This window comes from Marinobacter guineae, assembly GCF_002744735.1.
Classification (GTDB): domain Bacteria; phylum Pseudomonadota; class Gammaproteobacteria; order Pseudomonadales; family Oleiphilaceae; genus Marinobacter; species Marinobacter guineae.
On record NZ_KZ319339.1, the window covers coordinates 371872 to 397825 of the forward strand.

20 protein-coding genes and 3 pseudogenes are annotated in these 25954 nt (G+C 47.0%); 12 read left to right on the forward strand and 11 right to left on the reverse strand.

Annotated elements, in window-relative coordinates; all coding sequences use genetic code 11:
• Positions 1-33 precede the first annotated feature (33 nt).
• From CLH62_RS01685 to CLH62_RS01715, 6 genes and pseudogenes are all read left to right on the forward strand, one after another.
• Positions 34-2733 carry a tetratricopeptide repeat protein gene (locus tag CLH62_RS01685; protein ID WP_099616421.1) on the forward strand — a complete coding sequence of 900 codons (2700 nt, stop codon included), beginning with the start codon at positions 34-36 and terminating at the stop codon, positions 2731-2733.
• Between the two features lie 206 nt (positions 2734-2939).
• Positions 2940-3273: pseudogene (locus CLH62_RS01690) on the forward strand (IS1380 family transposase); the annotation flags it as partial.
• A gap of 743 nt (positions 3274-4016) precedes the next feature.
• Positions 4017-5123 carry a glycosyltransferase gene (locus CLH62_RS01700; protein ID WP_099616423.1) on the forward strand — a complete coding sequence of 369 codons (1107 nt, stop codon included), beginning with the start codon at positions 4017-4019 and terminating at the stop codon, positions 5121-5123.
• Positions 5120-5896, forward strand: coding sequence for a phytanoyl-CoA dioxygenase family protein (locus tag CLH62_RS01705; RefSeq protein WP_099616424.1), 777 nt, complete (start codon positions 5120-5122; stop codon positions 5894-5896). Before CLH62_RS01700 ends, CLH62_RS01705 begins: the two co-directional genes overlap by 4 nt.
• 289 nt (positions 5897-6185) lie before the next feature.
• Positions 6186-6406: pseudogene (locus tag CLH62_RS01710) on the forward strand (transposase domain-containing protein); the annotation flags it as partial.
• A gap of 168 nt (positions 6407-6574) precedes the next feature.
• Complete coding sequence (locus CLH62_RS01715) at positions 6575-8521, forward strand: PA14 domain-containing protein (protein WP_099616425.1); 1947 nt, start codon at positions 6575-6577, stop codon at positions 8519-8521.
• On the opposite strand, the gene CLH62_RS01720 is transcribed toward CLH62_RS01715, so the two are convergent.
• A complete protein-coding gene (locus tag CLH62_RS01720) occupies positions 8522-9244 on the reverse strand; it encodes a 4'-phosphopantetheinyl transferase family protein (RefSeq protein WP_170005742.1) in 723 nt (240 codons plus the stop codon). It lies immediately after the preceding gene.
• 144 nt (positions 9245-9388) lie between these two features.
• Between CLH62_RS01720 and xrtA the strand changes: the two genes are divergently transcribed.
• Entirely contained in the window at positions 9389-10879 is a 1491-nt protein-coding gene (xrtA, locus tag CLH62_RS01725) for an exosortase A (RefSeq protein WP_170005743.1), read from the forward strand.
• Between the two features lie 247 nt (positions 10880-11126).
• Here the strand turns inward: xrtA and CLH62_RS01730 are convergent.
• Positions 11127-11347 (reverse strand): annotated as a pseudogene (locus CLH62_RS01730) (transposase); the annotation flags it as partial.
• Between the two features lie 29 nt (positions 11348-11376).
• Between CLH62_RS01730 and CLH62_RS21495 the strand changes: the two are divergent.
• A complete protein-coding gene (locus CLH62_RS21495) occupies positions 11377-11511 on the forward strand; it encodes a hypothetical protein (RefSeq protein ID WP_265734805.1) in 135 nt (44 codons plus the stop codon).
• 135 nt (positions 11512-11646) lie between these two features.
• On the opposite strand, the gene CLH62_RS01735 is transcribed toward CLH62_RS21495, so the two are convergent.
• The 5 genes from CLH62_RS01735 to CLH62_RS01755 form a co-directional block, all read right to left on the reverse strand.
• Entirely contained in the window at positions 11647-12618 is a 972-nt protein-coding gene (locus CLH62_RS01735) for a glycosyltransferase family 2 protein (protein WP_099616428.1), read from the reverse strand.
• 312 nt (positions 12619-12930) lie between these two features.
• Complete coding sequence (locus tag CLH62_RS01740; RefSeq protein WP_170005744.1) at positions 12931-13698, reverse strand: sulfotransferase family 2 domain-containing protein; 768 nt, start codon at positions 13696-13698, stop codon at positions 12931-12933.
• A 228-nt stretch (positions 13699-13926) separates the two neighbouring features.
• Entirely contained in the window at positions 13927-14847 is a 921-nt protein-coding gene (locus CLH62_RS01745; RefSeq protein ID WP_099616430.1) for an ATP-grasp fold amidoligase family protein, read from the reverse strand.
• Positions 14848-14929: 82 nt separating this feature from the next.
• The gene (locus CLH62_RS01750) at positions 14930-16102 is read right to left on the reverse strand and encodes a DegT/DnrJ/EryC1/StrS family aminotransferase (RefSeq protein ID WP_099616431.1); all 1173 of its coding nucleotides are present in this window, start codon (positions 16100-16102) and stop codon (positions 14930-14932) included.
• 37 nt (positions 16103-16139) lie between these two features.
• Entirely contained in the window at positions 16140-17273 is a 1134-nt protein-coding gene (locus tag CLH62_RS01755) for a glycosyltransferase family 2 protein (RefSeq protein WP_228152744.1), read from the reverse strand.
• Between the two features lie 204 nt (positions 17274-17477).
• On the opposite strand from CLH62_RS01755, the gene CLH62_RS01760 reads away from it, so the two are divergent.
• The 4 genes from CLH62_RS01760 to CLH62_RS01775 all read left to right on the forward strand — a co-directional run bounded on the left by CLH62_RS01760 (position 17478) and on the right by CLH62_RS01775 (position 21898).
• Positions 17478-18512 (forward strand): polysaccharide deacetylase family protein, encoded by a 1035-nt coding sequence (locus CLH62_RS01760; protein WP_170005745.1) that lies wholly within the window; start codon positions 17478-17480, stop codon positions 18510-18512.
• A 1-nt stretch (position 18513) separates the two neighbouring features.
• On the forward strand, positions 18514-19665 hold the full coding sequence (locus tag CLH62_RS01765) for a glycosyltransferase family 4 protein (protein ID WP_170005746.1): 1152 nt from the start codon (positions 18514-18516) through the stop codon (positions 19663-19665).
• Positions 19666-19682: 17 nt separating this feature from the next.
• Positions 19683-20633: a glycosyltransferase family 2 protein gene (locus tag CLH62_RS01770; RefSeq protein WP_099616434.1), complete on the forward strand. Its 951-nt coding sequence runs from the start codon at positions 19683-19685 to the stop codon at positions 20631-20633.
• Positions 20634-20716: 83 nt separating this feature from the next.
• Complete coding sequence (locus CLH62_RS01775) at positions 20717-21898, forward strand: glycosyltransferase family 4 protein (RefSeq protein ID WP_099616435.1); 1182 nt, start codon at positions 20717-20719, stop codon at positions 21896-21898.
• Positions 21899-22098: 200 nt separating this feature from the next.
• On the opposite strand, the gene CLH62_RS01780 is transcribed toward CLH62_RS01775, so the two are convergent.
• The 4 genes from CLH62_RS01780 to CLH62_RS01795 form a co-directional block, all read right to left on the reverse strand.
• Positions 22099-23028, reverse strand: a complete 930-nt coding sequence (locus CLH62_RS01780) for a glycosyltransferase family 2 protein (RefSeq protein ID WP_099616436.1) — start codon at positions 23026-23028, stop codon at positions 22099-22101.
• 6 nt (positions 23029-23034) lie between these two features.
• Entirely contained in the window at positions 23035-23904 is an 870-nt protein-coding gene (locus CLH62_RS01785; RefSeq protein ID WP_099616437.1) for a polysaccharide lyase family protein, read from the reverse strand.
• A gap of 179 nt (positions 23905-24083) precedes the next feature.
• Positions 24084-25088, reverse strand: coding sequence for a glycosyltransferase (locus tag CLH62_RS01790; RefSeq protein WP_099616438.1), 1005 nt, complete (start codon positions 25086-25088; stop codon positions 24084-24086).
• A 38-nt stretch (positions 25089-25126) separates the two neighbouring features.
• Positions 25127-25954 carry a sulfotransferase gene (locus CLH62_RS01795; protein WP_099616439.1) on the reverse strand — a complete coding sequence of 276 codons (828 nt, stop codon included), beginning with the start codon at positions 25952-25954 and terminating at the stop codon, positions 25127-25129.

Consider the following 25954-nt stretch of genomic DNA (forward strand, 5'->3'; position numbering starts at 1 on the left):
AAAACAAGACCTAAAAGGGAAAGGAACAGGCCCATGAAATCAGTATCAGCAGTACGTGCCACCCTTCTTTCAGTTGCCATTTCGCTGACCCTCGCCGGCTGCAGTGGCGACAACAACAACAATGAAATGAGTCAGGCAGAAATCCAGTATCTCAGTCACCTGGACCAGTCGCGCTTTTTCCAGCGCCAGGGTGAGCTCAAGGCCAGTACGCTCGAGGCGCGTAGTGCTGCCGAATTACAACCCAATAATGCCGAACCTTACTTCATCATTATTGACAACCTTCTCACTGCAGGTGACGCAGTTAATGCTGAGCGCCAGGTTAACTTTCTTAAAGACCGTATTGCTCCGGATGCACTCAACGACACAACCCTCAACAGAATCAAGTTAATACGGGCAAAATCCAAACAGCTCAAAGGCCAGAGTGACGAGGCTCTTAACATTCTCGACGACCTGCAGAATCCTGATCGACCGCAACAGATCCAGGCCAATCTGCTCAAGGCGGACACGTTATTTGCAAAGAGGCAGCTTGACGAAGCCGAACAGTTCTATAAGAAAGCTCAGGAACTGGATACCTCATCAGTCAAACCCCTCATCGGCCTATCCCGAGTGGCCTACGCCAGAGGTAATGAGCAGAGCGCAGAGGATTTTATCCAGCAAGCGGAAAAGGTTGATCCGGATTCGCCCGAGCTTTGGCTATGGAAAGCACAGTTTGCCCAAACGAAGGAAAATTGGCAGGAAGCTGAAGACGCCTACATCCGTGCGCTTGAGGACGTCGGCCAATATGACATCATGACTTACAAAAAGTATGAAACCATTTCTTCATTAATTCGCGTACTGAGAGAACAAGGAAAAGCAGCGGAAGCGTTTGTCTATGAGGAAATGCTTGCCAAGTCTGCACCCGGCACCATTCGCAGCAATCTAGAAGCCGCTCAAGAGGCCTATGAGGCAGGCAATCTGGACGACTCCGCGCGCTATTTGGAAGAAGTACTTAAACAGGCTCCGCGACATGAGCAAAGTGCCCTTCTGCTGGGGATGATTCGGTTTCGCCAAGGGCGGATGGAAGAAGCCGAACGCCTTCTCACACCCATCGTCCAGAATGAAGACACGGAAGCAGCTGCCAAGTTACTGGCAGCCACGCAGATTCAGCTAAGAAATCTGGAAGACGCCCGTGAAATCCTGGAGTCACTGAGTGATAAAGAGACAGACCCTGGTGTTCTGGCAATGGTAGGCATTACAACAATTGCCGGGGGGGAGAATGAAGCAGGCGAACAATTCATTGAAAAATCACTTGAGCTCAAGCCAGACAATAACCAATTGAGAATCCGCTATGCCCGTTACCTGATTCAGCAGAACAAGACTGATCGCGCTCTGGCGCAACTTGAAGAGGTCATCAAGAGCGATCCAGACTCTTCTGGTGCGAGGCAGATGATTATTCAGGCGCACATGAATGCAGGTAATCAGGCCGCTGCGATTAGTTATGCCGATGAGTGGCTCAAGCAAAAGTCCGAAAGCACCGAGGCAATGCTGGCCAGAGGCCAACTGGCCTTGATTCAGGATAACAGTGAACTCGCTGAGGATCTGTTCAGCAAGGCCGCGCAGAACTCACCTCAAAATCACGATCCACTGCTCTCTCTTGGGGCTCTCGAAAGGTCCCGGGGAAATTCCGGAAAAGCATCCGAATATTTCAAGCAAGCAGTGACCCTTGCGCCGAACAATCTCCAGGCGCTGCAGAACTTAACCAATACACTTCCAAGGGATCAGGTTGCGGGCTTTCTGCGAGAACTACTGGAGCAGGACCCGAAAGCTTCCGGCCCAAGACTTGTTTTGCTGGAGCATAGCCTCCTCAATGGGGATACCACAACGAGCACAGACCATCTCGCGGTTTTGCTCGAGCCTGTTGATGAAAACACACCCTCTCGCCTGTCCCCGCTCGTAGCCTCTATTTTCAGTAACGTCGCGGCGCAAAAAATCAATGCTGACGAGATTGTGGAAGCTGGAAAAGTTCTGGACAGAGCCTTGGGACTATTTCCTGAAAATGAAAGAATCGCCCTGCAAGCGGCAAACCTTGCCTATCAAACAGGCGAAAGAGATAAGGCCAACGAGATTATCCGGGAAACCAAGTTGAACCATCCGGACTCCGCCCAGCCATTCCTGATGGAAGCATCCTGGATGTCTGGTGACCAACGCTATCAGGAAGCTGCAGAGCTCTATCAACTGGCGCTTGAGAAACAGGATAATGCAGCCATCCAGCTTCGCTATGCACAGGCATTACAGAGAGCCGGCCAGTCAACAAAAGCGTTAGAAGCCATGGAGTCGGCGCAGTCGAGGTACCCGGACAATCGTCAGATAACCTTCGCATTGGCAATCGCCTACCAGGAGGCAGACCGCTTGGGAGAAGCCAAAGAGGCATACCAGACAGTCATTCAGACCCAACCAAACAACGTCATCGCCCTTAATAATCTCGCATGGCTGTATCAGCAGGAAGAAGATCCACGAGCACTCGAAGTTGCCAGAAAGGCCTTTGAATTAAAAAGTGACTCAGCGGCTGTCGCTGACACCTTTGGCTGGATATTGTTCAAAGCCGGGCAGCACGACGAGAGCGTGCCAATTCTTGAGAAGGCTCACGCAGCCAATCCGGAATCAACGGAAATTGGACTCCATCTTGCCGAAGCATACAAAGCGGTGGGTGAACAGGAAAAAGCCAAAGCTATTCTGGAACGAGTCCAGCAATAGAGTTCAAAAAACGTCGCTGACACCCCGGCCTCCCCAAAATAACCGCAGCTAACCTGCGGTTATTTTTCTTAGAAGGCAGAGGAATATTACCTGAATCCGTGTCTTCACACGGCCCGATTTGGACCTCAAGCCTGCGACAGCAAGGCCCCGGGCGGTATAATAGCACCTGCGATTCATTCACCCAGTCAGTGCATCGGCCCAGTTGGCGGCAACGGTTTGATGAAGATGCCAGGGCGCTGACCCCCTTGCTGGATGACGCCAATTGCTAGTTTCTGAAGTCCGTTGAAGCTCCGGCCTCCCCGCTGGAGATGGGCCATGTAGCCCTGGATATCGCGACAGCTACACCTACAAGAGCTACGACGGCTATGCGCCCATTGCCGTGAACCTCGGCCAGGGGGGGCTGGTGCCCGGGTTGCGAGCTGCGCCCCGGCAGCCAGCACGCCAACAACGGCTTTGTGGATACGCTTAAAGCGCGTCTTGCCCCGCGCCCGCGCACTCACCGCTTCTCTGACCCTGTTGCGGCTGGATAGTGCTCACGATGTATCGCTCTGGCTACGATTATGGCAAAGCCGGCGCGATGCTGATTCAACCATATCCACCCTAAAATTATTCCTCCCATGCTGAGACGGAACGATTTCCGTCTATGGCCGGATCCGGACTCTTGTCATATACCCCTGGCTGGCCGGGTGTCGGCTGATGCGTTGCAGCACGTCTACCAGGTATGTTTAAGGATTCAGATCGTGCAGTTTGCAGGGTAATCGTCCCCAATACCCGCTCTAAAAACCCGGGATTACCCCCTGTCGCAGGCTGTCAGTCTTTTTTACAAAGATGTTTAAAAAACATAGTAAATGACTGATCTTAAAGTCATGGCATGAAAGATGCTGATTGGCATACTTACATTCTAAGGAAGGAACCTGTGTTGTGCGTTTGATATCTATCGTCCTTACATCGCCTATGACCACCGCCTTCTGGTCTGTTCCAATTACCTATTTTTTTGAGGGTCCCACAGACAACATTGTTGTTAATCAGGGTAACCACAACCTTGCCCTACCTTTGATAAGAGATGATGGCGCGGTTATTATAAACGGCGACAAATCGATGGATGGCCAGATTGTATTTGATCCAACTGCCACACGGCATGGAGCCGCCGGCAACGGATATCTCCCTATCGTCAAAATTCGTAGTGTGGGTCCATCTTCGAAGTGATCTCTGATTTAAAAGCTGAGTAAAATATCCAGACATGGCCCAAACTCACAGAATACTAATAACAGGCTGCGCTCCCCATGTACCAACTCAATGTCCTTGCTGTGTGCGTCATTATATACTCTTCTTTTCTATACCCCTTGCTCTTGATTTTTTTTGCCAGAAATTTCGGGCGGAAAAACCAGCGAGCGTCTGTTGACGATATTTATTTACCTACCGTGAGCCATCTTGTGGCGGTGTTTAATGGCGAAAAATCTATCAACGACAAAATTGAAAATGTTTTATCAACTGCACCGCTTATTGGATTTCACGAATTAATCATCGTCACTGATGGTTGCACTGATAATACAGCCAATATTGTCGCTGATCATGAACATGTTAAACTTATTGAATTGCCGCATCGCGTGGGAAAGGAAACTGCCCTTATCGAAGGAATTAAAAAAGCTTCTGGTGAGATTATTATATTTTCCGATCTTGGCACAAGGATATTGCCAGGATCAGTTTCCGCTCTTCTGAATAATTTCTCTCAGAAGAAAATCGGCGTTGTTAGTTCGGTTGATTTCATCCCTGAAGACAGGTATTCACTGGGCGCTTTTTTCATCAGATTCGAAATGATGTTGCGGTTATACGAGAGTAAACTTTCTTCATGCGTGGGAGTCAGTGGCTCGTATTTCGCGGCGCGAAAGCACTTATGCAAAAAACTTACGGGACACGGCTGTTCTGACTTAGATATTGCGATGATTGCCGTCAGATCCGGATATTATGCAAAAACAGATTACAGGGTCAAAGGATACTACTCTTTAAGCGATACTTTTGTGGATGAATTTGAACGAAAAAAAAGAACCATAGTGCATGGAATATCTACTGTATCTATGAACCGAGATCTCCTCATTATCGCTAAACATGGCTGGTTTTCATGGCAGTTATTTAGCCATAAGATTTTGCGTTGGTTCACAGCAGCTTCTGCGGTTTGGCTCATAATATACTTCGGCACTGAAGCAGCTATGTTAGCCCCTTCTCTTACAGCTACAGCTATGTTGGCATTAGGTTCATTTATACGGATGAGAGGCAAAACCAAGTTGAGTAATATTGGATTTTTCCTGGCGTCTATAACAGCTGTCTTTAGTGCAATTTTTGCAGTTGTTACAGGCAATCGATATCGGACTTGGAAGCCATCTAACAAATGAAATCAATTCGATCGGTTCCGAGGGAACTTGAGCTTGTCACCCCGGAACTAGCACAGCTAGATTACTATGGGTTTATCCATCTGCAAAAAGTGCTGAGTGTTGATGGTTTAACTGAGGCTAGGCATGTTCTGGACTTTGCGTTTTCTGGAAGTCTTTGTAGCCAGGAAAATCTTCTCCTTCAGCATGGGTCGACCGATGAACACATAGGAGGTGTACAGGAAATGAACCACCTATTGAAGGCATTACCGAGTTTGCGTCGGTCAACATTGCTTGCCGAGTGCAATGGGCTCATAAATCGAATTCTGGGTCGGCACGCGAAGCCTTCTTTCGATCATGCAATCTATAAGCAGCCTATGAGCGGATCTGTTCATTGGCATCAGGATCAGGCTTACAAAGATAAAGTAAAAAAGATGCAGAGTGTACATGTCTGGATTCCACTTCAAGACACAAGCCCCTCAATGGGAGGCATGCAATACGTCCCCGGCTCACACCGATTTGGCAATTTAGCGCATCAACGTTACTCTAAAGGACATGCTCTTTTTACGAAAATAGATGGACTAGCCAGTTTTGATTCTGTGCAGGTCACTGCAAATTTGGGCGATGTAATCATCCACCTTCCACAAACACTTCACAGTAGTTTGCCCAACCAAACCGATGAAATGAGAAAAGCCTGGATAATTCATTTTAGCCCATACGGTTACTGGGAACCGCTATTACCCAAAAATATCTTATGGTACGTGCAGAAAAAAATACGTTTACTTTCTCGCTCTTAAATGAATTTGTTTGATTGTTACAACGATTTCCTGCTCGATATCGATACATTTTCTCATCTATTTCAGACGCACATTCCGGCTCCGCTAGTATGTTCGGTAATTAAGAGTCCCACCGAATTAACGGCAACAGGGAAATCTGAGGTGATGGCTGCGGCATTGAAAAATGGTAAGCGCCAATAAACCAGAACCTACATCCCAGCCCCGAGCTTGCCCACACTGACTCCCTCACCAATACTAGGAGGTCCAGCAAAACAGGCAGTTTCTTCTCTTATGGAAACACTTCCATAACAAGAAGGCATGGCTGTTCGCTGCCAGCTCACAAGGCGCTAAAGCCAGCGCTACCTGCTTCTAACCAATCGAGACCGCCAAGGCCAATGGCCTGGAACAATTAGCCTATATCCACCATGTGCTGGAACGCATTGCCGAGGTGATACGGTGAAAAAACTGGAAACGCTGCTGCCTAGGAACACCGAGTTGCCGGCTTCAAAAAAAGTGGTTCAATACGGCTGAGGCAAGTGGTCGATTTATTGGCTTACGTTATTTTTCTTAGAAGGCAGAGGAATATTAGTTATCAGAGAAAATTTCAAAGTCTAAAACATTCCAACACAGCACTAGTCAGGCAAAACTTAACCGCTATTCTTGAATGAGCGCAGGTAGATTAGTTGCTTGGGAGGTACTATGTCCGCTTCAAGGATGGCTTTACTAGGTTGTGCGTTATTAATGATTGGCGGCTGTCAAAGCTGGCAATACAGGGACATTGAATCACTTCCGCCGACGGCTGCACTGCCCCAAACAAGCCAACCCGGAGTTGTTCACGCATTTTACTGGGAAAATGTCACCGGCACGAACGTTGAGGATTTGATAGCGCGAGACACATATCCCGAAAACCCCGACGAAATCATCGAACTTGACTCTCTGAGTGGCCCCAGCGGGAGAGGCGATAACTACGGGACATTGGTTAAAGGTTTCATCGAGGCGCCTGTAAGTGGGGAATATCGGTTCTTCGTGAGCGGTGACGACGAAACTGAGTTCTGGCTAAGCCCATCCGAAAATTTGGAAGAGGCCACAATGCTCGCGACTGTCCCCGGATGGACTTATCAAAATGAATTCGACAAATACACATCCCAGACAACCCCCATTCAAGCTCTCGCGGCCGGACAGCGTTACTACTTTGAAATAAGACATAAGGAAGCTACCGGGGGTGATCATTTCAGTGTTGCCTGGGAAGGACCGGGGATCGGTCAGGAGATCATTTCAGCGGAGTACTTGCATTCACTCGCCATGGGCCCCGGCCTTGGTGTAAAAGAAGCATTCTCTTTGGGATACCGCGTTGGATTTCTGGACGGGAGTGAAGGCCTCGCCTTTAACACGGACTTCCCTCCCCGAGATCAAGATTCAGATGGGCTCTACGACAATTGGGAAATTGTTCACGGCCTCGACCCTGCAAACCCGGATGACGCCATAACAGACCCGGATAATGACCTCCTCTCTGCTGCTGATGAGTTCCTGTTAGGCACATCTGAAAACAATCCGGACACGGACCGTGACGGCATTCCTGACGGCGCTGAGTTTGCGTTCGGCCTCAATCCTCTTGACCCCGCTGACGCCAATGCCGACTTGGATAATGATGGATACTCGAATCTGGAAGAATACGCGGCAAACACGGCCATCAACGACGCAGAGGATATGCCCGAGCAAGGTCCGGAATACCTCGTTGGCTTCACCGGCCAATACTTCGAAGGCCGAGCTTTCGATCGTTTCATTACCCTTCGAATGGACGAAACCATTAATTTTACCTGGGGCAGAGAGTCACCGATGCCCGACGTGCCTCTGGACTATTTCAGTGTTCGGTGGGTCGGATGGTTTACAGCACCCCATAGCAGTGGCACAACCAATTACAGATTTACAACCACAACCGATGATGGGGTACGCCTTTATCTCAACAATGAACGAGTTATTAATGACTGGACTAATCATGGTCCTACCGATTTCTCCGCCAATGTGAGTGTTGGTGCCGGCGACACCATCCCTGTTGTTATGGAATATTATGAGGATACACGGGGCTCAGTCGCGATACTTGACATAACCGATGTGTCAACCAACCAAACTATTGCAACAGCAGAAACCATCCGCACCATTGATCCAACACTCAGCAATTCCACCGACACAGATAACGACGGTATACCGGATACATGGGAATTGAAGTTCGGGCTGAACCCGGTTGTCAGCGATGCTTCAGAAAGCGTCAATTCCTCAGGAATTTCGAACCTGGAGGCCTACGAAAGCGGGGTCAATCCCTGGACGCTTGAGTCGCTATCAGATGGCGCGTCCGGCACCGCCCCCGCCACAGAAATCACAGGCGGGAAGCCAGTAACATTATCCTGGACAGCTCCGTTAAGTCGAATCGACGGCACGTCAATTGAACTGAGTGAAATCGACCATTACGTGATAAGTTTTGGCCAGGACCCAGCTCGGTTGACAGAGACTCAGCGGGTAGATGGTCCAGAAACCAGTTTTGAGTTTGACGGACTGAGCTCAGGTACCTGGTACTTCACCATTCGAGTGGTCGATACCAGTGGTCTGTCCAGCCCTGAGTCGGATCCGGTATCTGTGGTCATTGATTAACTATTTATTCAGCATGGCGAATCTTGAAATTCTCTTTTGTCTGATTTCAAGATCCGGACTAGCGCTTTCCCAAGCCAATGCTACCTGAAACTGATCATCTATGAAGGTGTCGTGGAATCTCATCTGCTTAAGTTGCTGATTGGGAGGTCGTTGATCAAGAACATAATTACCTGAATTCCCAATAACAACTTCGATTTCGCGAGAAAGCCCGGCAAGCCCCTCCCCGGTAGCTTTGAGGTAAGCCTCTTTCATAGTCCAGCTGAGAAAAAACCGTCTTCCAATTGTTAAAGGGGTCCGACCACCAAGAATCCACTTTCTTTCGCGTTGAGAGAAAAACCGTGACGATAAAAAGTCGTCGACATTTATATTTTCAAAGCGCTCCACATCAATCCCGCATTTCGTTTGACCAGGTCTAATCAAGAGAACAGCCATGCCTTGCGTGTATGAGAGACTAAAATCAACAGCCAAGCCTCGATGCCCCGGAATGGCCAAACCTGGCTTACCGGATGGAGCACGGCGAAATACCAAATCCTCCGGGTCTACGCCCAGAAAATCCGACAGCCCGGTTTTCAAGAGGTAGCGTGACACCAAAAACTGTAACTGATTATCCTCAACCCTGAAGCTTTTTAGTTTAGCCAGCTCGGAAGGGCTGAGGATGCCCTCCAATTCTTCATAATGTCGGAAAGCAGCGTCGTAATTGTAGGGGCAAATCCAGAATTCCATAAATTTCCGCATTTTTTTGTTACCCCCCTTTTTCGAGGATACTTTTCGGATATCATGAGCAGGCAAGAAAACATTACCATTCGAGTCGTACTGAGGCCGAAGCGTAACCCAACTTCATCGTCACTCACAGGGATGTCGGTATCTATGATCACTTTTTTGAGCTCGCAGAGGCCTTTATTGCTTTCCTGTACAGCTCTATTCATCTTAGCCTTTTTACCGGAGTGGCATGATTTTTGGATTCTCTGGCGTGACTCTATAATCTACCAGCATGGTTTCCTGGTTCTGGCTACAATCGGCTATTTACTCTTCAAGCAGCGCTCAAAACTCTTTCAGATGGCATTTAACCCGTCGACATTAGGCTTACTTGCTCTTATCAGCTTGTCTTTAGTTATGCTTCTGGCTAAAGCTGCCGACATCAAAACCATACGGCTGGGCTTGCTCCCATTTATAGCATTGGCCTGGGGATATACATTATGGGGTAAAGCATTTTTAAAGAATGCTGGCACTCCCATTATTCTTCTTGTTTTTGCTACGCCAATCTGGGATGACTTTTCCTTTGTTTTCCAGAATATAACCGTTATCGCAAATAATGCATTGCTGTCGCTATTCGGAATACCCGCAACGATCAAAGAATTCTATATCACCATCCCCGGCGGCACTTTCTTTGTCGACGGAGGGTGCAGTGGAGTTCGCTATTTGATGGTCGGATTATTTATTGCACCGGTTTACGGTTTTTTATACTACAAAACGGTTTCTAAAACTGTTTTATTAATTGTTGTCGCAGCATTTCTGTCAATGCTGTCCAATTGGATCCGGGTATTCGGAATTATAATCGCAGGTCATGTCACTGACATGCAAAGTTCTTTGTTAAAAGACCATGAACTTTTTGGATGGGTAATTTTCATCCTTATAACTCTTATACCCCTATTCTTTATCGCAAGAAAACTGGAATCTGATGCTCCATCGACTGCTGAAGATGCCCAAAGCAGTGTAAGCAACAACGTCGACCCTGAAATTCCGAGAAAATGGATTATTGGTTCTTCAGCGGTAGTCGCATTAATCCCGATCGTGCTTTTTGTGCAAACAGATCTGCTTAAACCCTCATCAGTAGCCGGACTGACAGATCTGCCCAATGTAGAAGATCCCTGGCGAGGCCCGCTGACCAATGCAAATATTTGGGCACCCGAATTCGTCAATGCCGATGTAAACAAAGGCGGCATCTATGTATCTGATGAATTCGAAATGCTACAAATTTATTTGGTTTCATACGCACAACAAGATCAGGATCAGGAGCTTATCTACTATCAGAATGAGCTTTACGACAACGAAAATTGGCGCCTGATATCTTCGCAAGTGTTGGATGCGCCAGATAATTCGTTTGGCGTCACTCAGCTAAAGGAAACAATTCTTAAGAATAAGTCTGACAACGAATGGATCACCATTTGGTGGTGGTACGATGTTGGTGGTTTCAAAAGTATTTCGAAACTGGAAGCCAAGGTTGTTGGCGGTCTGATGAAGCTCGCAGGGAACAGCAAAGGCGAATTCTGGGCCCTTGCCGCACGGTGTGAAGAGCCAACTCTTGAGGCCTGCAAGGCACAGCGGGCAGTCTTTACGAAATTTCTAGGAAAGGTCTGAATATGAATAACCGCTGATTTTCGCCGATGTTGCTTTAAAGCAGCAAAAATCAAAAATTTCAGACGTTATTTTCCTGTTATTTGTATGTTTCTTTCCTATTTCCCGCCATTTTGGCGGAAAACAGGCGCATTGGCCCTACGCCAGTATGTATTTTTCACCAATCAGCAGATTGCTGAACGCGGCCAACGAATGCAGCCGGTTGTTGTTCTTGGTAAGGCCGCGATTGCGGACCTTGCCATAAACAAAGAGCCGAAATGATGGTGGCATCTACGATGCTGCCTTCTTGCAACATCATGCCTTTTTCTCCAAATGCTTGTTCACCTCTTTAAACAGTGCTTTGCCAAGACCGTGTTGCTCCAGGAAATGCCGGAAGTTGAGAATGGTGGTCTCGTCCGGCAAGCGATCCAGCTTCAGACCGGCGAAGTGCCGCATGGATTCGACCTCGTACAAAGCGTCTTCCAAGGGATCAACTTGTCCATCCGTTCCAGAAAGATCTCGTGACGGGTCTTACGTTTCTTGTTCTGGCACTCGGCTTCGGAGAAGGTGATCTGATCCATGGTGGCAACGAATCCTATGCCGTTGGCGATGAGCGTATTATCGCTGATTTCGAGACCTATTCAGAGTCTCCCTAGAGCGAATCAGTCCGTATCCACTCACTGAAAGTAATGCGGGCTCACGGTGAACCGCTGAGTTTAAAATGCAGATGACTACCAGGGTTTTTGCGGCTTATTGACTCTGACTGGCTAATGGGTGCCCCGGTTTTTGCTTCAACAGTCTGCTAATGGTTTGTCAGCCCCTTTTGCGGCTACAATGGTACGCAAATAGCCGACTAGCGGGCGGACGTTGCCAGGATTCAGCTTATAAGACTCCAAATAGGCCGCTTTGGCCTTATGCCTGTAATTTTTGGTCCGATAATTCCATGCTAATCCGCACAAGCGCCGGGAAAGATTTCTTTTGACAAATTTCCGGAAGACAGGGTCGTCGGCCTTGCTCGCAATTAGCTCCCTGAGCACTTCCACATCAGCTTCGTGACACGCCAGATGATTCACTGAGAGATTGTCGTCACCGCGCCCGACCCGGGTCATCGGACGGTCAATATAGATACCGCTGGCCGCCTGAGCCAGGCTAAGGAAGAAATGAAAATCCTCGGAGATCGAGCGGTGCTCAGGCCATTGGAGGACGTGCTGCGCGAGCTCCTTGCGTAGCACCAACGTGCAGGGCGACATGAAGTAGCCCTCGACAAGAAGGTTCAGCACCTGTTGTTGCGGCAACAGATAGGCGCTTTCTCCAAGTTGCATATTCTCAGAACAGTACTTATAAATTCTTTTGAAAAAAAAGGAGTTAGTGTTCTTAAAAAGACGATCCGGCGTGCCTATATTAAAGCGTGAGAAGTCGGTAAAGACAAATCCAGCATCTGGCTGCCGCTCCAATAGCTGAATCGATGTCGAAAGCTTGCTCGGCTCATAGAGGTCATCGCTGTCGAGAAACGCGACATAGCGCCCCGAAGCCCGGGCCATGCCATAATTTCGGGCACTGGAGACACCTCCGTTCTTCTTTTGCAGGTAGGTGATTTGGGGGTACTGGGAGGGCACGGTCTGGGCTGCGTTATCAGTGGATCCATCATCCACTACGACGATCTCGACCTCACCATCGAAGTCCTGCGAGAGGATGCTGTCGATTGTGCCGGTTACGACATCGGCACGGTTGTAAAGTGGAACAATGACTGAAACGTCTGCCATAGAGGTTTATCCTCATTACGGCGAAAGCGCCAAATTAACAAGGGCGCAAACGGATTCCAATTACAATGGGGTTGCTACACCTGACTACAGGCTGACATGTAATATTGTAGCAGTACTGGTTAGAGTGCAAGCCATTGCGGCTTCCTTCTGGCAAAAGCTGGGGCCTGCCGCTTGAATCGGCTGCTCCTAAGCTTAGATGGAAACTCACTCGGGAAGTGATTCGAAATATTGCTGGGAGGCCTTGTCTGAAGAGGTTTTTTTGTTTTGAATGTTCCGCCTTTCTGCTCTATGAAATGATTTAAGGATACTTTTCTAAACGTCATCCACTAGCCCACCCCTTTCCACTCGTTTTCGTTTCAGACCATCAAACTGATAGCCAAATAACGCAATATCTTTGCCGTAAAGCGAAGCTACGCGCTCAATAGCATCGCCTGAATACACTGACCGATAATCATTCCTAGGTGAAGCATTTGTATGCTTCAAGGATGCTGTCGGGTTCACGCGGCTGGCGATTAAACTGAAGTCTTCACCAATAGTTTCAAAGTAACCAAGATAATCCACGAGTAGCCGATCCTTTGCATCAAGCACAAACCAATTCTGTGGCCAGAGGTGAATGTGGCTATAGAGGCGCTCAGGGGTCAACCAATCGAGCACAAACTCATCAAATGTAGCTACATCTGCCAGGTTTTTTTCAGCCCAACGACGATCGTATTCATCCCAGCCTCCATTATTCAAATAGGAATAGGCTGAGTACAGCCGATCCCAGGGATTGCGCACGAACGTAAACTTGAAATATCGGTTAAAAGCTTTATGTCCAAAAATGACCCGGTATTGCCAAGCGGTATAGTGGTATGGCAAAGCGCCAAATAGACTCAGCGCAATAGAGGTGCCTGCTGCTTTTGTAATATGAACGAATATAGCCTCTCGCTCGGCACACCCTTTGAGCGAAAAATCAGCCTTCGGATGGCGATAAACGCGCTCTCTCAAGTGTTGGAATTCTTTTGCATGGCGGAGCTTATAAATCCAATAACGGCTCTCCGCTGAAAGGGCTCGATTGTAAACTGTGCGCAATACTGACATATAACTCTTCCCTATCCCATCAGTCGGCATTATACCGGAAGCACACCATCAAGACACAAACATGCAAGGTAACGGAGGCGTATGGGTGTCTGCCCCTTCGATTCTGGCATGAGGAATTATCCTCATTTAAGGAAGGTCCATCCGTTCCAGAAAGTTCACGCCGCGTGTCTTGCGCCTCTTGGTCTGGTACTCGGCTTCGGAGAAGGTGGCCTGCTCCATGGTGGCAACTTATACGAAGCCCATCCGATCGAGCAGACTGATGGCGCCGATTTTTAGGCGGGATTTAAGAGGTATCTTCAGGTCAGAGACGTTTAGTTTCTCTCCAAACAAGTAGTCAAATTGTTCTGGCTGAAAAGATGAAAAGCCACCGCCGGGATAGAAGGTAACTTCACAGAAATAAAAAGCGTCGGGCGTGGCAAGAAAGTCGACACGGCAAAAATTGAACTCCGAGGATATAGTTTTTGCGGCGTTTACCATCTCTTGAAAATAAGTGGGGGGGCTCATTGGCGTGGCACTCTGCTTCTTGTTGCCTTTGCGACACTCAAGACGATTCCAATTCATATCGTATATGTCGAGTGTATGGGCACCAAATCGATCGCAATCGACTTGAATATAATGCGGCAATCCTTCAAAGCAGAAAAACTTGAAATCCTTCAGATCCTTGCCAAGATGCCGTTCAATAATTATTTTAGGCTTTATATCTTTATAGCACCATTCACGAAGTATATAATAGTGGTTAATCGCCAACCAATCATTCAGCCTGGCAATGACTTCTTCTTCTATTAGCTCAGATTTATCTGAGCAAATAATATTGGTAGCCCATGAGTGATTGCATTTGATGACGAAAGCCTGAGGGAGTGAAGAAAAATCTATATCCTCTGCCCGATCATAAACACCAATCAATACATTAAGTATATTAGCTAACCCCAAGTTTTTGATATGTTGTCTTGCAAGGTACTTGTCAGACAAAAAAGTCATGCGGGGATTTCTGTTATACAGTTTTTGTAACTGTAATTTTTCATTGAACGTTTCAGGATTAAAGAAATTCATTCTCCTGCCGAAAGTATTGCGGAAATTTTTGGCAATAATAAATTCATCGTTCAACGATTTTCTGGCAAAACTTTTTAGATCGCTTAAGAAAAAATCCATTTCAATGCAGCTCCAGAATCCCTCGTGGAACCTAAAACCTACCTGAATCTGCTATTTTTATCCAGAGAGATTGCCAGCCAACTTACTCGTTGGACGCGACATCAAGAAGAACACGTTCAATGCAATCCAGATCTGAAAAAAGCACGTCCTCATGGCAAGGTAATGTTAGTAGACGATCAGCAAAAGCGTCAGCAGACTGGAACTCAGATGAAGCATTTGCCAGATGTTCCGAAGCGCCGGCCAGCCTGGAAAGAGGCACGTTATACAGCGAGTTGGCTCCAATACCGATTGCATTCAATGCCTTAATGGTGTCTTCACGCTTACCGAAGGACGGCGCCAGGAGAGAATAGCGAAGTAACTTTTCCACTCCGGCATCCTGGCCTGGAGCCCGTTTGCAGTTCTCGGGGAGCAGCGTCCACCCCCTCTTGGTCAGTGGCTCTAAACGTTCGCGGTAGCCAGCCTCAAGAGGCTGGCGTTCATACATATTTTTCGCACCAGTAGAAAGAAGGCCCTCATTCAGCTCAATCCGTGTTATACCTTCCAACATCTCGAACGTGGTCTGTCCCAGACCAAGAAACGGGATCTTTTCAAGAACACCGTAGATCCTTCTGTTCATCAAAGTATTGAACACTGCACGTTTTAAGAACCAGACGATCCCTGGTCTTTGGTCTTTATAGGGAAAGCCGTTAATTATAGAATTGCTAGCCTGATAATGGTCTTGCCGAACCAGTAGAGCGCCGCCGCCCATTAGATTAATGGGCTTACCCCTGCCAAAACTTAAAACCGCAAAATCAGCAATGCCTGCGCGAGCCGAGGTTGGTGGAAATTGCTGGGCTGAATCCTCAATCAGTACCAGGCCAAACTCGGATGCCAGCTTCCCAAGCTCATCCAGGCGCTCGGAAATACCAAGAAAATTTACAGCAATAATAGCAACCGTGTTCTCCGAAACGGACGCCCGAAGACATTCTAAATCCATCCACGGTGTACCGGCCTCCAAATCAACAAGCCGGGGGGTTAAATCCTGAGAAATAATGGCTGATACCAGGTCCGGGCAGCCATAAGCTGGCAACAGAACTTCTGGAGATTGAACACTCGGGCGTAAGGCTAGTGAACATTTGACAGCCACGGCGAGGGCCGAGGTTCCGCTGTCAAAATATTCTATTTCATAAGGTCCCCACTCAAGACCACCCCGGTGATCAGTGCCACTGGGCCTGGGTATTCGGCTACCAACCGGTCTAAGTTTTGATAAGCTCATTCGTTGCCCAGATACGAGTTTCAGTGATGGAGCGCGCCTAACGCTGAGACGGCGCCCAGACTGTCATGCGCTTACCTCTTACAAACTCTATAAACGCATTGGCAATCGCAATGTTTACCTGCAAAAAAAAGTAGGGGATCTTCACATAGGGTTTTGCTCTCAGAGGCTCACTCAAGTGACCTGCCACAACGAGCCCATAGAACAGAAACTGCCCTATTGTTGCAAGCCAGTAGAACCCACCTTTGTGATAGAGCAGCAGGCTGGCAATAAACAGTGCCAGCAAACACCATGGCACCGCCCACCGCATAACCTTGTGGCTTAGAACCTGTATTGAAAACCATCCGAACTTGAGTGGGTTCAAAACTTCAGCATGGCGCTGCAGAGCTGTCATGCCCCGGATAACGGTTCTTACCTTTCTGTTGTACTCCCGCTGGGGATCCGCGACATCTTTGTAGTAACCCAATACATCAGGCGCCGTAACCGCAACCAAACCCGCCCGGGCACAATTCAGAGCCGTATTAAAATCGCTAGGGGATTCAATATCCCAGTCTTTGCAGATACTTTTGCGCGCCGCGAAGAAAGAGCCACTCAAACCTACGAGACCTGATCGTCGCGACTCCAATTTACGTAACCACATCTCATACTTTACATAGGCGCCCTCACCTGCGATCCCACCGTCCCGGCTGACAAAACGGTCTTCGCTGGATACCGCTCCAACTTCAGGATCCTCAAAATAACGGGCTAACGCCCTCAGGGCATCTTCAGGAATTTCTGTTGCTACGTCTGAAAACACCAGAATATCGCCGGATGCCTGCTGGATCGCTTGCCATTGCGCATTTTCCTTGCCCTTCCGCTCTTCCGCGCGGGCGAGGACTACATTGGCGTCGCTGTATGAACGGACGATTTCGTCGGTACCATCGGTGGATGCATCTGAAGCTACAATAATTTCTAAATCCGGGTAATCCAAAAGGAGGCAATTTTGCAACTTCGGCTTAATTCGTGCCTCCTCGTTGTGTGCCGTTACAATAAGAGAAATACGGGGAAAACTCTTACCGGGTTCCTTAGCACCAGACATCCTGCGAGCCGGAATGCATTGCAGCAGAAGCGGGTAAAGAAAATAGCTGAAAACGGCGCCTAACAAACTCAGCCAAAATATCCATTCCGCCATCATTGATCTGTCCTTTAACGCGACTCGAAGAATTTATGGTACCTGAAAACCTGACGAATAAAATCGCACCTTTACCAGTTAATGAAGCAAAGGCGGAGACATCCCCTCACCTTGCGAGCTGCCTATAAGGATGACTTGCACAAACGGCTGTGCGACTATATCACGGATACGAATTTTTCCAGGAATGGACAATCCACGGACATGCCGATGCTTAAAAAAGCAGTAAAGTTTTGGCTGGATGCCTTCTTTGCTCTGCGGGCTTTAATTGCGCTCCGGCGCCTCAGGCAACCCAGCCTGGTGATATTAACCTACCACCGGGTTTTGGCGGAAGACGACTCCCATCGGCTCTGCGAGCAGCCGGGCATGATTGTCTCTCCCGGGCACCTTCGGAATCACATCGCAATTATGGAGTCTCTCGGAGCTGTTCCCATGTTCCTTGATGACTGGCTGGAGCAACAGAAACAATCTCCGGAAAATCTCCCCAGACTGGCCTTTGCCGTCACTTTTGATGATGGCTGGAGAGATAACTTCACTCAGGGCCTCCCGGTGCTGCGGGAAAAGAATACACCAGCAACCATCTTCCTTGTCTCAGATTTTCTGGACACCAAGCATGTGTTCTGGCCGGAGCAAATTCTCCACTTGTTAACGACAGTCCCGCCTGCCACAGTGAAACGGTGTCTTCCAGGCACGCTCGATTGGCTCCGGGATTACGCCAGGGATTTCAGGCTAGGCGAGCGCAAACTGTCAATTGAAGATGCGGACAAAGTCATTAATCGCCTGAAAACCCTTGATGATTTTGAAATATACGAGCATCTGAAAAAAACCTTCAACCAGTGCCCCGAGCTCCAGCCCCGAGCTGAAACAGCTTATATCCTGCAGGCCGCGGATATCGATGCGCTGGTGGACAGTGGCCTGATCCGCTTCGGCGCCCACACCAGGAATCACGCCCGCTTGAACAGGCTTCAGAGTATTGAGCAACTGAAAGACGAGGTGGTCAACTGCAAACAATTGCTTGAGGAAAGGCTCAAAAACCCAATTGGGCTTTTCTGCTATCCAAACGGCGACATTACACCGGATGGTGAAAGGCTGGTAGAAGCTCATTATACAGCGGCTTGCACGACAGAGACCGGTTTGAACCGAGCGAGCACCTCCCCCTTCAAACTCCGCCGTCTGAACTTGCACGATGGCAATGCACGGCACACCCTTGGATTGCTGGCAACACTTGGCAAAGGGAAGCTATAAAATGCCACTGGAACCAACAAGCCCCCTTCCAACCGTAACCCACATCGTATCAGGTGATGTCTGGGCTGGCGCTGAAGTTCAAGCTTTCCAGTTGTGCCAATCCCTCAAACACAGTGGCAAGGTAAGGCCGACAGCCATTGTGTTTAATGAAGGCACGCTCTATGAGCGCTTGAAAAAAGCCGGGATCGACGTGAGCCTTCTAGACGAGAGGGTGCTCTCCCCTCTCGCCATGATCAGCGGTATTCGCAACCACATCCAAACCCAAGGCACCAGTATCCTCCATACCCATGGATTCAAAGAAAATATATTAGGTGTCTCAGCCGGCGTACTTGCCGGTGTTCACTGCTCAGTACGGACAGCCCATGGCAGCCCTGAAACTCCTGCCCCATGGTATCGGCTCGATAAACGTCTTCTTAATATCCTGGACAATCTGGCGGCCCGCTTTTTTCAGGACGCCATCATCGCTGTCTCGGGGCAACTTTCCAACACGCTCACGCAAAAGTTCGGAGACAAAGTTCACCATATACCCAATTTTATCGATGTGGACCAATTGCGTCGCGACTACCTGGACCGAAGGTCCGTTGAACACGAGAGCGCCAAGCCTCTCATAGTAGGTATTGTCGGGCGCCTTGTTCCGGTCAAACGCGTAGATCTGTTTGTTGATACCATTGCCGAATTGATTCATAAGCATCAAATAGATGTTCATGGCATGATCATCGGCGACGGCCCTCTCCGATCAGCCATCGAGCAGCGGGTTCAACAGAAGGGTCTTGAGTCAAACATTACCATTACCGGATTCCAGAACCCGGTCTATCCGGCATTAACAAAGCTCGACATCCTGCTAATGACCTCGGATCATGAGGGCTTGCCCATGACCCTGCTGGAAGCATTAGCACTGGAGGTGCCGGTTGTCGCTCATAATGTCGGAGGTATACCAGAAGTTCTGAATCAGGGTTCGGCGGGAGTCCTGGTTAACGACCACTCGCCCAGAGGCTTTGCCAGCGCCGTAATGTCACTAAACTCTGAGAAAAAACGAAATTCCCTCGGAACCGCAGGGCGGCAACACGTTGAAAAGACCTTTGACTGGCGGGTTAATACTGCCAAATATCTCAATTTGTACGGTTCTTTAGTTCCTGTTTCTTCCTTTGAATAATTGTGGAGCCCCCTACCATGGAATGGCCGTTAGTCTCGATCATCATTCCGACTTTCAACCGCACCAATGTGCTTGTCCATGCCCTCAACAGTATCGACTATGAAAATTACGAAGCGATTGTAGTCGATGATGGGTCCACCCCACCTGTCAGAGACACGCTGGATCTGTCTCAATTCCCGGCTGTAAAACTCATTACAAAACCCAACGGTGGGATTTCAAGTGCGCGCGCGAGAGCGCAGGAAGAGGCTAAAGGCGAATATATAGCCTATCTTGATTCCGATGATGAATTCGCCCCGGGTAAGCTGCAAAAACTGGTTGCGCTAATGGAAGAGCATAAAAATATTCACTTTGCATTTCACGACATAACACGCTTCAGGCAGGATGGCGACCAGAAAATCCAATTTGAAAAGCGACATTCAGATTTTTTTCCAAATTTCAAAACCGAGTACAACCAAACCAAAAAAATCACAGACACCGCCTGCGTAATCCCCTCGGAAACAGCATTTTACTATCTGACATCCGGCACCCCGATTTTTCCAAGCAGTGTTGTCATCAGAAAATCCATTCTAAGTTTAGTTGAGCCATGGAACGAAAAGTTCCTTCGCTGCCAGGATATGGAATATTTCGCACGTGTTCTTTGCCACACTGATGCGTTGTACATTAACGAGCCATTAACAGCTATGGGCATTGGCGAGGACAACAATTCTAAAGACCCCATGCGACAGTTAACATCCGATACTGAAATACTGCTTTCACTCACAGAAGCCATTAAATCGAGGGCCCATAAGAAACAATTGGCGAAAGCTATTCAAAAACGATTTCGTGAACTTGGCTGGCATCTTAAACAGAAAAACCGCTTAAAAGAGGCTGCTAATGCCTACAGGATTTCTCTCCGAGAAAAACCAAGCCTTAACGCTTTTTTAAATTTGGCATTAGTGGTTGTTCGTTCCAATATCTCCCGTTATTGAAGGGTTGAATTCAGAATTACCAACTTGTCGCGACCATTTAAGCAACCGCTAAATGGGAATACCAATCAAGAAGTCAAGAAAATATGATCAAAAAGACGCGTTCAAGTCAAAATGAGGAGAAAGTAACATCCAGGAATACTCGTATCCTGCTGCTCTACCACTGCAAAGCCAATACAGGCTATGCTATCGAAACACTGGAACGAACATTCTGGGAGATGGCAATCAAGCTCACCGGAACAGCAGATAATATTCATCTGTGTTACCCGTCCTATGAAGATGGCTACCCGACATATGTGCCAAAAGGTTTTAACCAATACTTCAAGCTCGATCCAAAAACACAAGATCTCAAGGAGCTAGAATCCTTCCGGAAATATATTCTTGCCAATCAGATAGACATAATTTTTGGTTTTGACCAGCCACCTGAACGAGCCTACTATAAGGCTGCTCGTCAAGCGGGTGTATCGAGGATTATCTCTTATTGGGGCGCACCAATGAGCAGCCCGAATCACGGGCTAAAGCTCTGGCTAAAAAGGTTACAAAACAAATTTTATACGAACCAACCCGATTTATATATTTTTGAGTCTTTCGCGATGCAAGCATCAGCCTTTGGTGGCCGCGGAATTCCAAAATCTCGCACATCAGTCTGTTATCTTGGCGTAGACACAAAGAAGTTCTGTCCCAATTCCGAAGATCGTTATTACGCACATAATGTGCTTGGCATCGACCGATCACAGAAACTGATTTTTTATTCTGGCCATTTTGAACCACGGAAAGGCGTTTCAGTAATTGTCGAGGCAGCAAATCAAATAGTTCGAGAGCGACAGGACATTACCTTTATCTTGTTTGGAAATCAGCCTGGACAGGAACGTCCCTATGCTGAACAATTAACCCCTGAGGCGCGCGATCACATCATCTTCGGAGGTTACCGTAAAGATCTAAACCGCATACATAGAAGTTGTGCTGCTGGAGTAATCGCTTCCACTGGCTGGGATTCTTTTACAGTTTCATCACTAGAAATGCAGGCCAGCGCATTACCATTATTGGTCTCCGATCTTCCAGGCCTCAATGAGACCATTGAAGATGGTGTAAGCGGTTATCTATTTGAACCTGGCAATAGTGGGTCGTTCACAAAGCTTTTAAATGATCTATTGAACGATTATCAGCTTAGGACAAGACTCTCGAATGGTGCTCATGAAAGAATACAACGGATGTTTAAACAGCAACAGCAATTAGAACGGTTAATCGAATTTGCAAACTGTCATTAAAGCTCGTACAGATTAGGATGGTAATCCACTCTATTATTCCAGCTCTGACGAGGAGATTTCCGTTGACATATTCTATTAATGAACAGCATCATCACCACACCATCTAAGAATAGTTAACAATTTCACTACGTCTGGAAGGCTTTACGAATTTACATTAGGGATTTTAAAACAGTCGACTCGAGTATCATTTCAATATTTTATTAAAGTTTTAATAATTTTAAATTACCCCAAAAAGATAAGCCGCGAGCCCACAAATATAAAAATGACAGGCCCATGTGAACTGCCCTACCATAGACTCCTATCTTTGAAGGTGTCTTATGTAATGAAAAATACAACAAAAGTATACCAGCAACAAACAATATTAAATACGAAAAATAATAATTTTCAAGAAATAGAGAAACGATAAAGGTTATATTAGTCAACACAAACAACAGCGAAAAAAGCGCCGTTTTTGAAGTGAACAGATTGCTTAAACTTTGGAAATCCCCTTTTCCGTGCCAAAACTCTCTTCTCACGAAGCTCTTAAGATCATGCGGATAACCAATATGGATGGCCTCTAGATCTGAATCATACAAGATTCGTGCGCCATTTTTTTTCATACGGACACAGAAATCATAGTCCTCGCCGGTTTCTAACCGCTCATCAAAACCCTTGCATTCTAAAAAAAGGTCTTTGCGTACGATCATATTTCCTGTGCCAACATAGTTCACCACTTTTGACTCTTTATTGCGCAAAAGTGGTTTAAACCAATACTTGTGTATCAGGTAAGGACTTTCTGGAACAGCCAAGGCTCCTCCAACGACGTCAGATTCCTCGAGGTACTGCACCATGCATGAAGAAAATTTCTGGGCCCACTGCTTTGTAAGCCTAACGTCTGCGTCATTAAAAACCAGTATTCTTCCTTTTGCATAAGATGCCCCAACGTTACGCAACCCTCCCACGGTTTTCGTTGGCTCCACAATAACCAGATCTGCAATCTCTTTTGCCATCTCTGTGGTTTGATCGTCTGAACCATTATCAACAACTATTATCTCATGCGATATATGCGCTACCGACTCTCGAATAGCATTCAACGTATGAGTAATCTCGTGCTCTTCATTTAGAGTAGGTATAATAAAGCTAACATCCATTGGAAACTATTCTATTTGTAAATCAACTTGTCTAGGGGGTGATTTAAAGTCTAACGAGTTCCAGCTACCGATGTAGGGATGGCCCTCCGAATCATAATTGCTTGGCCGATCCGACGTCATGATTATGTTATCTATGTACAGAGACTGGGTACGTGGAGCTTTACCATTCCAATACGTAAAGAAGAAAAGTGAGTCCGCCCAATCAGGGCTATTAGTCAAAGTCTGAACATCTTCACCGTTCCAAACTAGATTGTCATCAATCCATAATCTAAAGTGCGCTAGGCCACCCTCTGATTTCGGGACTGAATCAAAAGAAACTCCAATTTCAACTTTGAACCACTTATCTCTTGGTAGCAAGAAATCCTTATTTTCCTGAGTACCCATGTAACGCCAACCACGAGCTGCCGCACCTTCCTTGATGTATCGATAAACAGCGCCATTGAAGGATTCGTCATCCATGATCTGAAAGTCATTAAATCCAGCGGTAGCTTCAGGTATTGCAGCTCTCGTACGAACACGAAGGAATTTTAAAGCTCCATTTCCTTCTGCATAAAAAACAAAGTCACTGGGAACGTACATGTAAAACGATGCCCAGAATTCATCACCTTTAAAAAGATTCTCAGGAAAATTTAAGATACCACCCCAATAACCAAAACCCGCTTCGCCTTCTAAAACTGTCATCTTCGCACTGAGGCTTCCATCTAGCGAAACTTTGTCGCTGAAAGCTGTTCGACCAGCCGCTCCATCAAAGGTAGACTGAGTCTCGGCTTTGCTACCAACTGCTCCGTCATTAAAATCTATGATCCGCGTCCATGCACTTGCGTAACCTGCCGACAGAAGAAAGGTTACGATTAAACACCGGATTATCAGTTTCATGGCAATTTTACCTAAACTAAGCGGTACGAATGGACTAATATAATGTTTGATTTCACTATTTTTTACAAACCTGTTTTCAATATTTTAAGCGCATATGCAGCATGGGTCTCATAACTACAAATCGTTACCTGCGGTCACTTTGTGTTAATTAGAGTCGATGCCCCTGATTTAGAAGACATTCACCGCCAGTTTGCGACGGCAGCCAACAGGTCGCGCATCATCCTGTCGTGCCCCTTTAGACTGTCCGCATACTCGAACCCGTTTATAGCAAGGTTACGATAGAGGTTTTGGTCATCTCTCAACCTCTCCAAGGAGCGAGCCAAAGAGGTAGGATCGTCGGGAGGTACTAACAATACATGCCTCTCGTGTTCAAGCAAACCTTTTGTTGAACTTCCATCGGTAATGACGACGGGTTTTCGGAACAACATCGCCTCTAGATAAACGCTTATACCCGCAGGCTGCAGGGACTCTGGGACAATTGGCACTACAACATTGAAGCAGTCGGCCATAATCTTATACCAATCGTCTTTATCTAAATAGTCTTGGATGATGGTAACGTTTAAAGGGAACTCGTGCTGGGTGAACCGGGTGTTGTGCTTTTCGGCAAGCTCTTTTGGCAAAAGAATTTTAACTGGAATATCAATCAGTTGTGCAGCTTTTATCAAAGTATCGATATCTCTTTGACTTGCGCCGCAACACAGTACATACCCCATATTTCTTACATTATACTTTTCGTACACCCCATAATTATTTGCTTTGAAAGGCAGATACCGACACTTTTCTGGATTCAAATTATAATTTTTCTGATATCCGCTCCAGTCCTTGTGAATCATCAGGTAACCACTCGCAGATTTTAGCAATAGCGATTTAAAAAACGCAGTGACTTTTTCATGCTTCTTTTTTGGAAACTTTAAGATAATGTCAAAAATAAATATTTTTTTAGTTGGCCTTATTATTTTAATGAAAAAAATAGAAATTAACGTCAAAATTGTTGAGGATGTGAAAACTATTGAATCATATCCCTTCAATCGGAATATGATATTTTTCAATGAAGAAAAAGCACTCCAAACGCTTGAATTATCGAATTTTTGAAATCCAACTTCAACGTCTTCTGTTGAGTAAGGCCGTAAATCAACTGTTGCCAAGACTCTAGGCTTGTTTTTTGAAATAACTCTATTCTTCAAAGCTCTACTCCTGGCATAGTGGAACGTAGTTCTGAATACTAGGATCTTTCCAAAAGGCGATCATTAAAAAATTCAACATCCTCTGCTATCATCGTTGCTAACGAACTGTACAGTTCCTCAGGAATCTTCACTCGATTGTTGTCCGCGTTAGAATGCTCCTCAATAGCTGGAGACTGCCAATTTGAGTCAACCTGTAAAAAGTCAAGTATGCTTGCCAGGAAACTCTTCGGGTCATTCACTAGATCTTGGTAGAAAAATAGTCGAAATCTGTCACCAAATTGCCTCTCCCACGTGGGCACGGTATTTGAGTAAGACGAGCGAATTTGATTAGTCGGCTTCAACATAGCTCGACGCAACGATTCAATATCTTCGCCTATCTTTTCGTTACGCCACCGATAGTTCATTTTCAAACCCGACCAAGCTCTTTCCACTGGATCACGCAATATCATAAAAATCCTGCAATGGTCGGGCACCGATTCGTAAACATAGCGGACGCCTTCTTCATCCAGAGTCGAATAGGCCGGAGTTAGTTCACCTCTGATTCTAAAATCATCTTTGGGGAAAAGGCTTCGATACCATGCGGCATCTTTTGATTTGAAATTATACCGCAACAACCAAAGAAGCGTTTCCAGCGACGGGCGCTCCTTTAAAAAACGCATCCGGGAAATAGACCCGCCCCAGGGGTATTCTTCGATTCCGGCAAGTTCCGGATGAGGGCGGGCGAAATTGAAGTAGTGAAGTTCCTTGATAACTGGCAACCAGATCTCGGGGTGATGTACAAGCTGGTCGTAAAGCCAGGTTGTACCTGCCTTTTGTGCGCCAATACAAATGAAGTCGGGGCCAGAAGTCCGTTCCGCCTTTTTCAT

Bases quoted from the DNA above. Each gene is read 5' to 3' on its own strand.
- CLH62_RS01685 (WP_099616421.1), top strand. From the start codon at position 34: ATGAAATCAGTATCAGCAGTACGTGCCACCCTTCTTTCAGTTGCCATT.
- CLH62_RS01700 (WP_099616423.1), top strand. From the start codon at position 4,017: ATGTACCAACTCAATGTCCTTGCTGTGTGCGTCATTATATACTCTTCT.
- CLH62_RS01705 (WP_099616424.1), top strand. From the start codon at position 5,120: ATGAAATCAATTCGATCGGTTCCGAGGGAACTTGAGCTTGTCACCCCG.
- CLH62_RS01715 (WP_099616425.1), top strand. From the start codon at position 6,575: ATGTCCGCTTCAAGGATGGCTTTACTAGGTTGTGCGTTATTAATGATT.
- CLH62_RS01720 (WP_170005742.1), bottom strand. From the start codon at position 9,244: ATGGAATTCTGGATTTGCCCCTACAATTACGACGCTGCTTTCCGACAT.
- xrtA (WP_170005743.1), top strand. From the start codon at position 9,389: ATGATCACTTTTTTGAGCTCGCAGAGGCCTTTATTGCTTTCCTGTACA.
- CLH62_RS01735 (WP_099616428.1), bottom strand. From the start codon at position 12,618: ATGGCAGACGTTTCAGTCATTGTTCCACTTTACAACCGTGCCGATGTC.
- CLH62_RS01740 (WP_170005744.1), bottom strand. From the start codon at position 13,698: ATGTCAGTATTGCGCACAGTTTACAATCGAGCCCTTTCAGCGGAGAGC.
- CLH62_RS01745 (WP_099616430.1), bottom strand. From the start codon at position 14,847: ATGGATTTTTTCTTAAGCGATCTAAAAAGTTTTGCCAGAAAATCGTTG.
- CLH62_RS01750 (WP_099616431.1), bottom strand. From the start codon at position 16,102: ATGAGCTTATCAAAACTTAGACCGGTTGGTAGCCGAATACCCAGGCCC.
- CLH62_RS01755 (WP_228152744.1), bottom strand. From the start codon at position 17,273: ATGATGGCGGAATGGATATTTTGGCTGAGTTTGTTAGGCGCCGTTTTC.
- CLH62_RS01760 (WP_170005745.1), top strand. From the start codon at position 17,478: ATGCTTAAAAAAGCAGTAAAGTTTTGGCTGGATGCCTTCTTTGCTCTG.
- CLH62_RS01765 (WP_170005746.1), top strand. From the start codon at position 18,514: ATGCCACTGGAACCAACAAGCCCCCTTCCAACCGTAACCCACATCGTA.
- CLH62_RS01770 (WP_099616434.1), top strand. From the start codon at position 19,683: ATGGAATGGCCGTTAGTCTCGATCATCATTCCGACTTTCAACCGCACC.
- CLH62_RS01775 (WP_099616435.1), top strand. From the start codon at position 20,717: ATGATCAAAAAGACGCGTTCAAGTCAAAATGAGGAGAAAGTAACATCC.
- CLH62_RS01780 (WP_099616436.1), bottom strand. From the start codon at position 23,028: ATGGATGTTAGCTTTATTATACCTACTCTAAATGAAGAGCACGAGATT.
- CLH62_RS01785 (WP_099616437.1), bottom strand. From the start codon at position 23,904: ATGAAACTGATAATCCGGTGTTTAATCGTAACCTTTCTTCTGTCGGCA.
- CLH62_RS01795 (WP_099616439.1), bottom strand. From the start codon at position 25,954: ATGAAAAAGGCGGAACGGACTTCTGGCCCCGACTTCATTTGTATTGGC.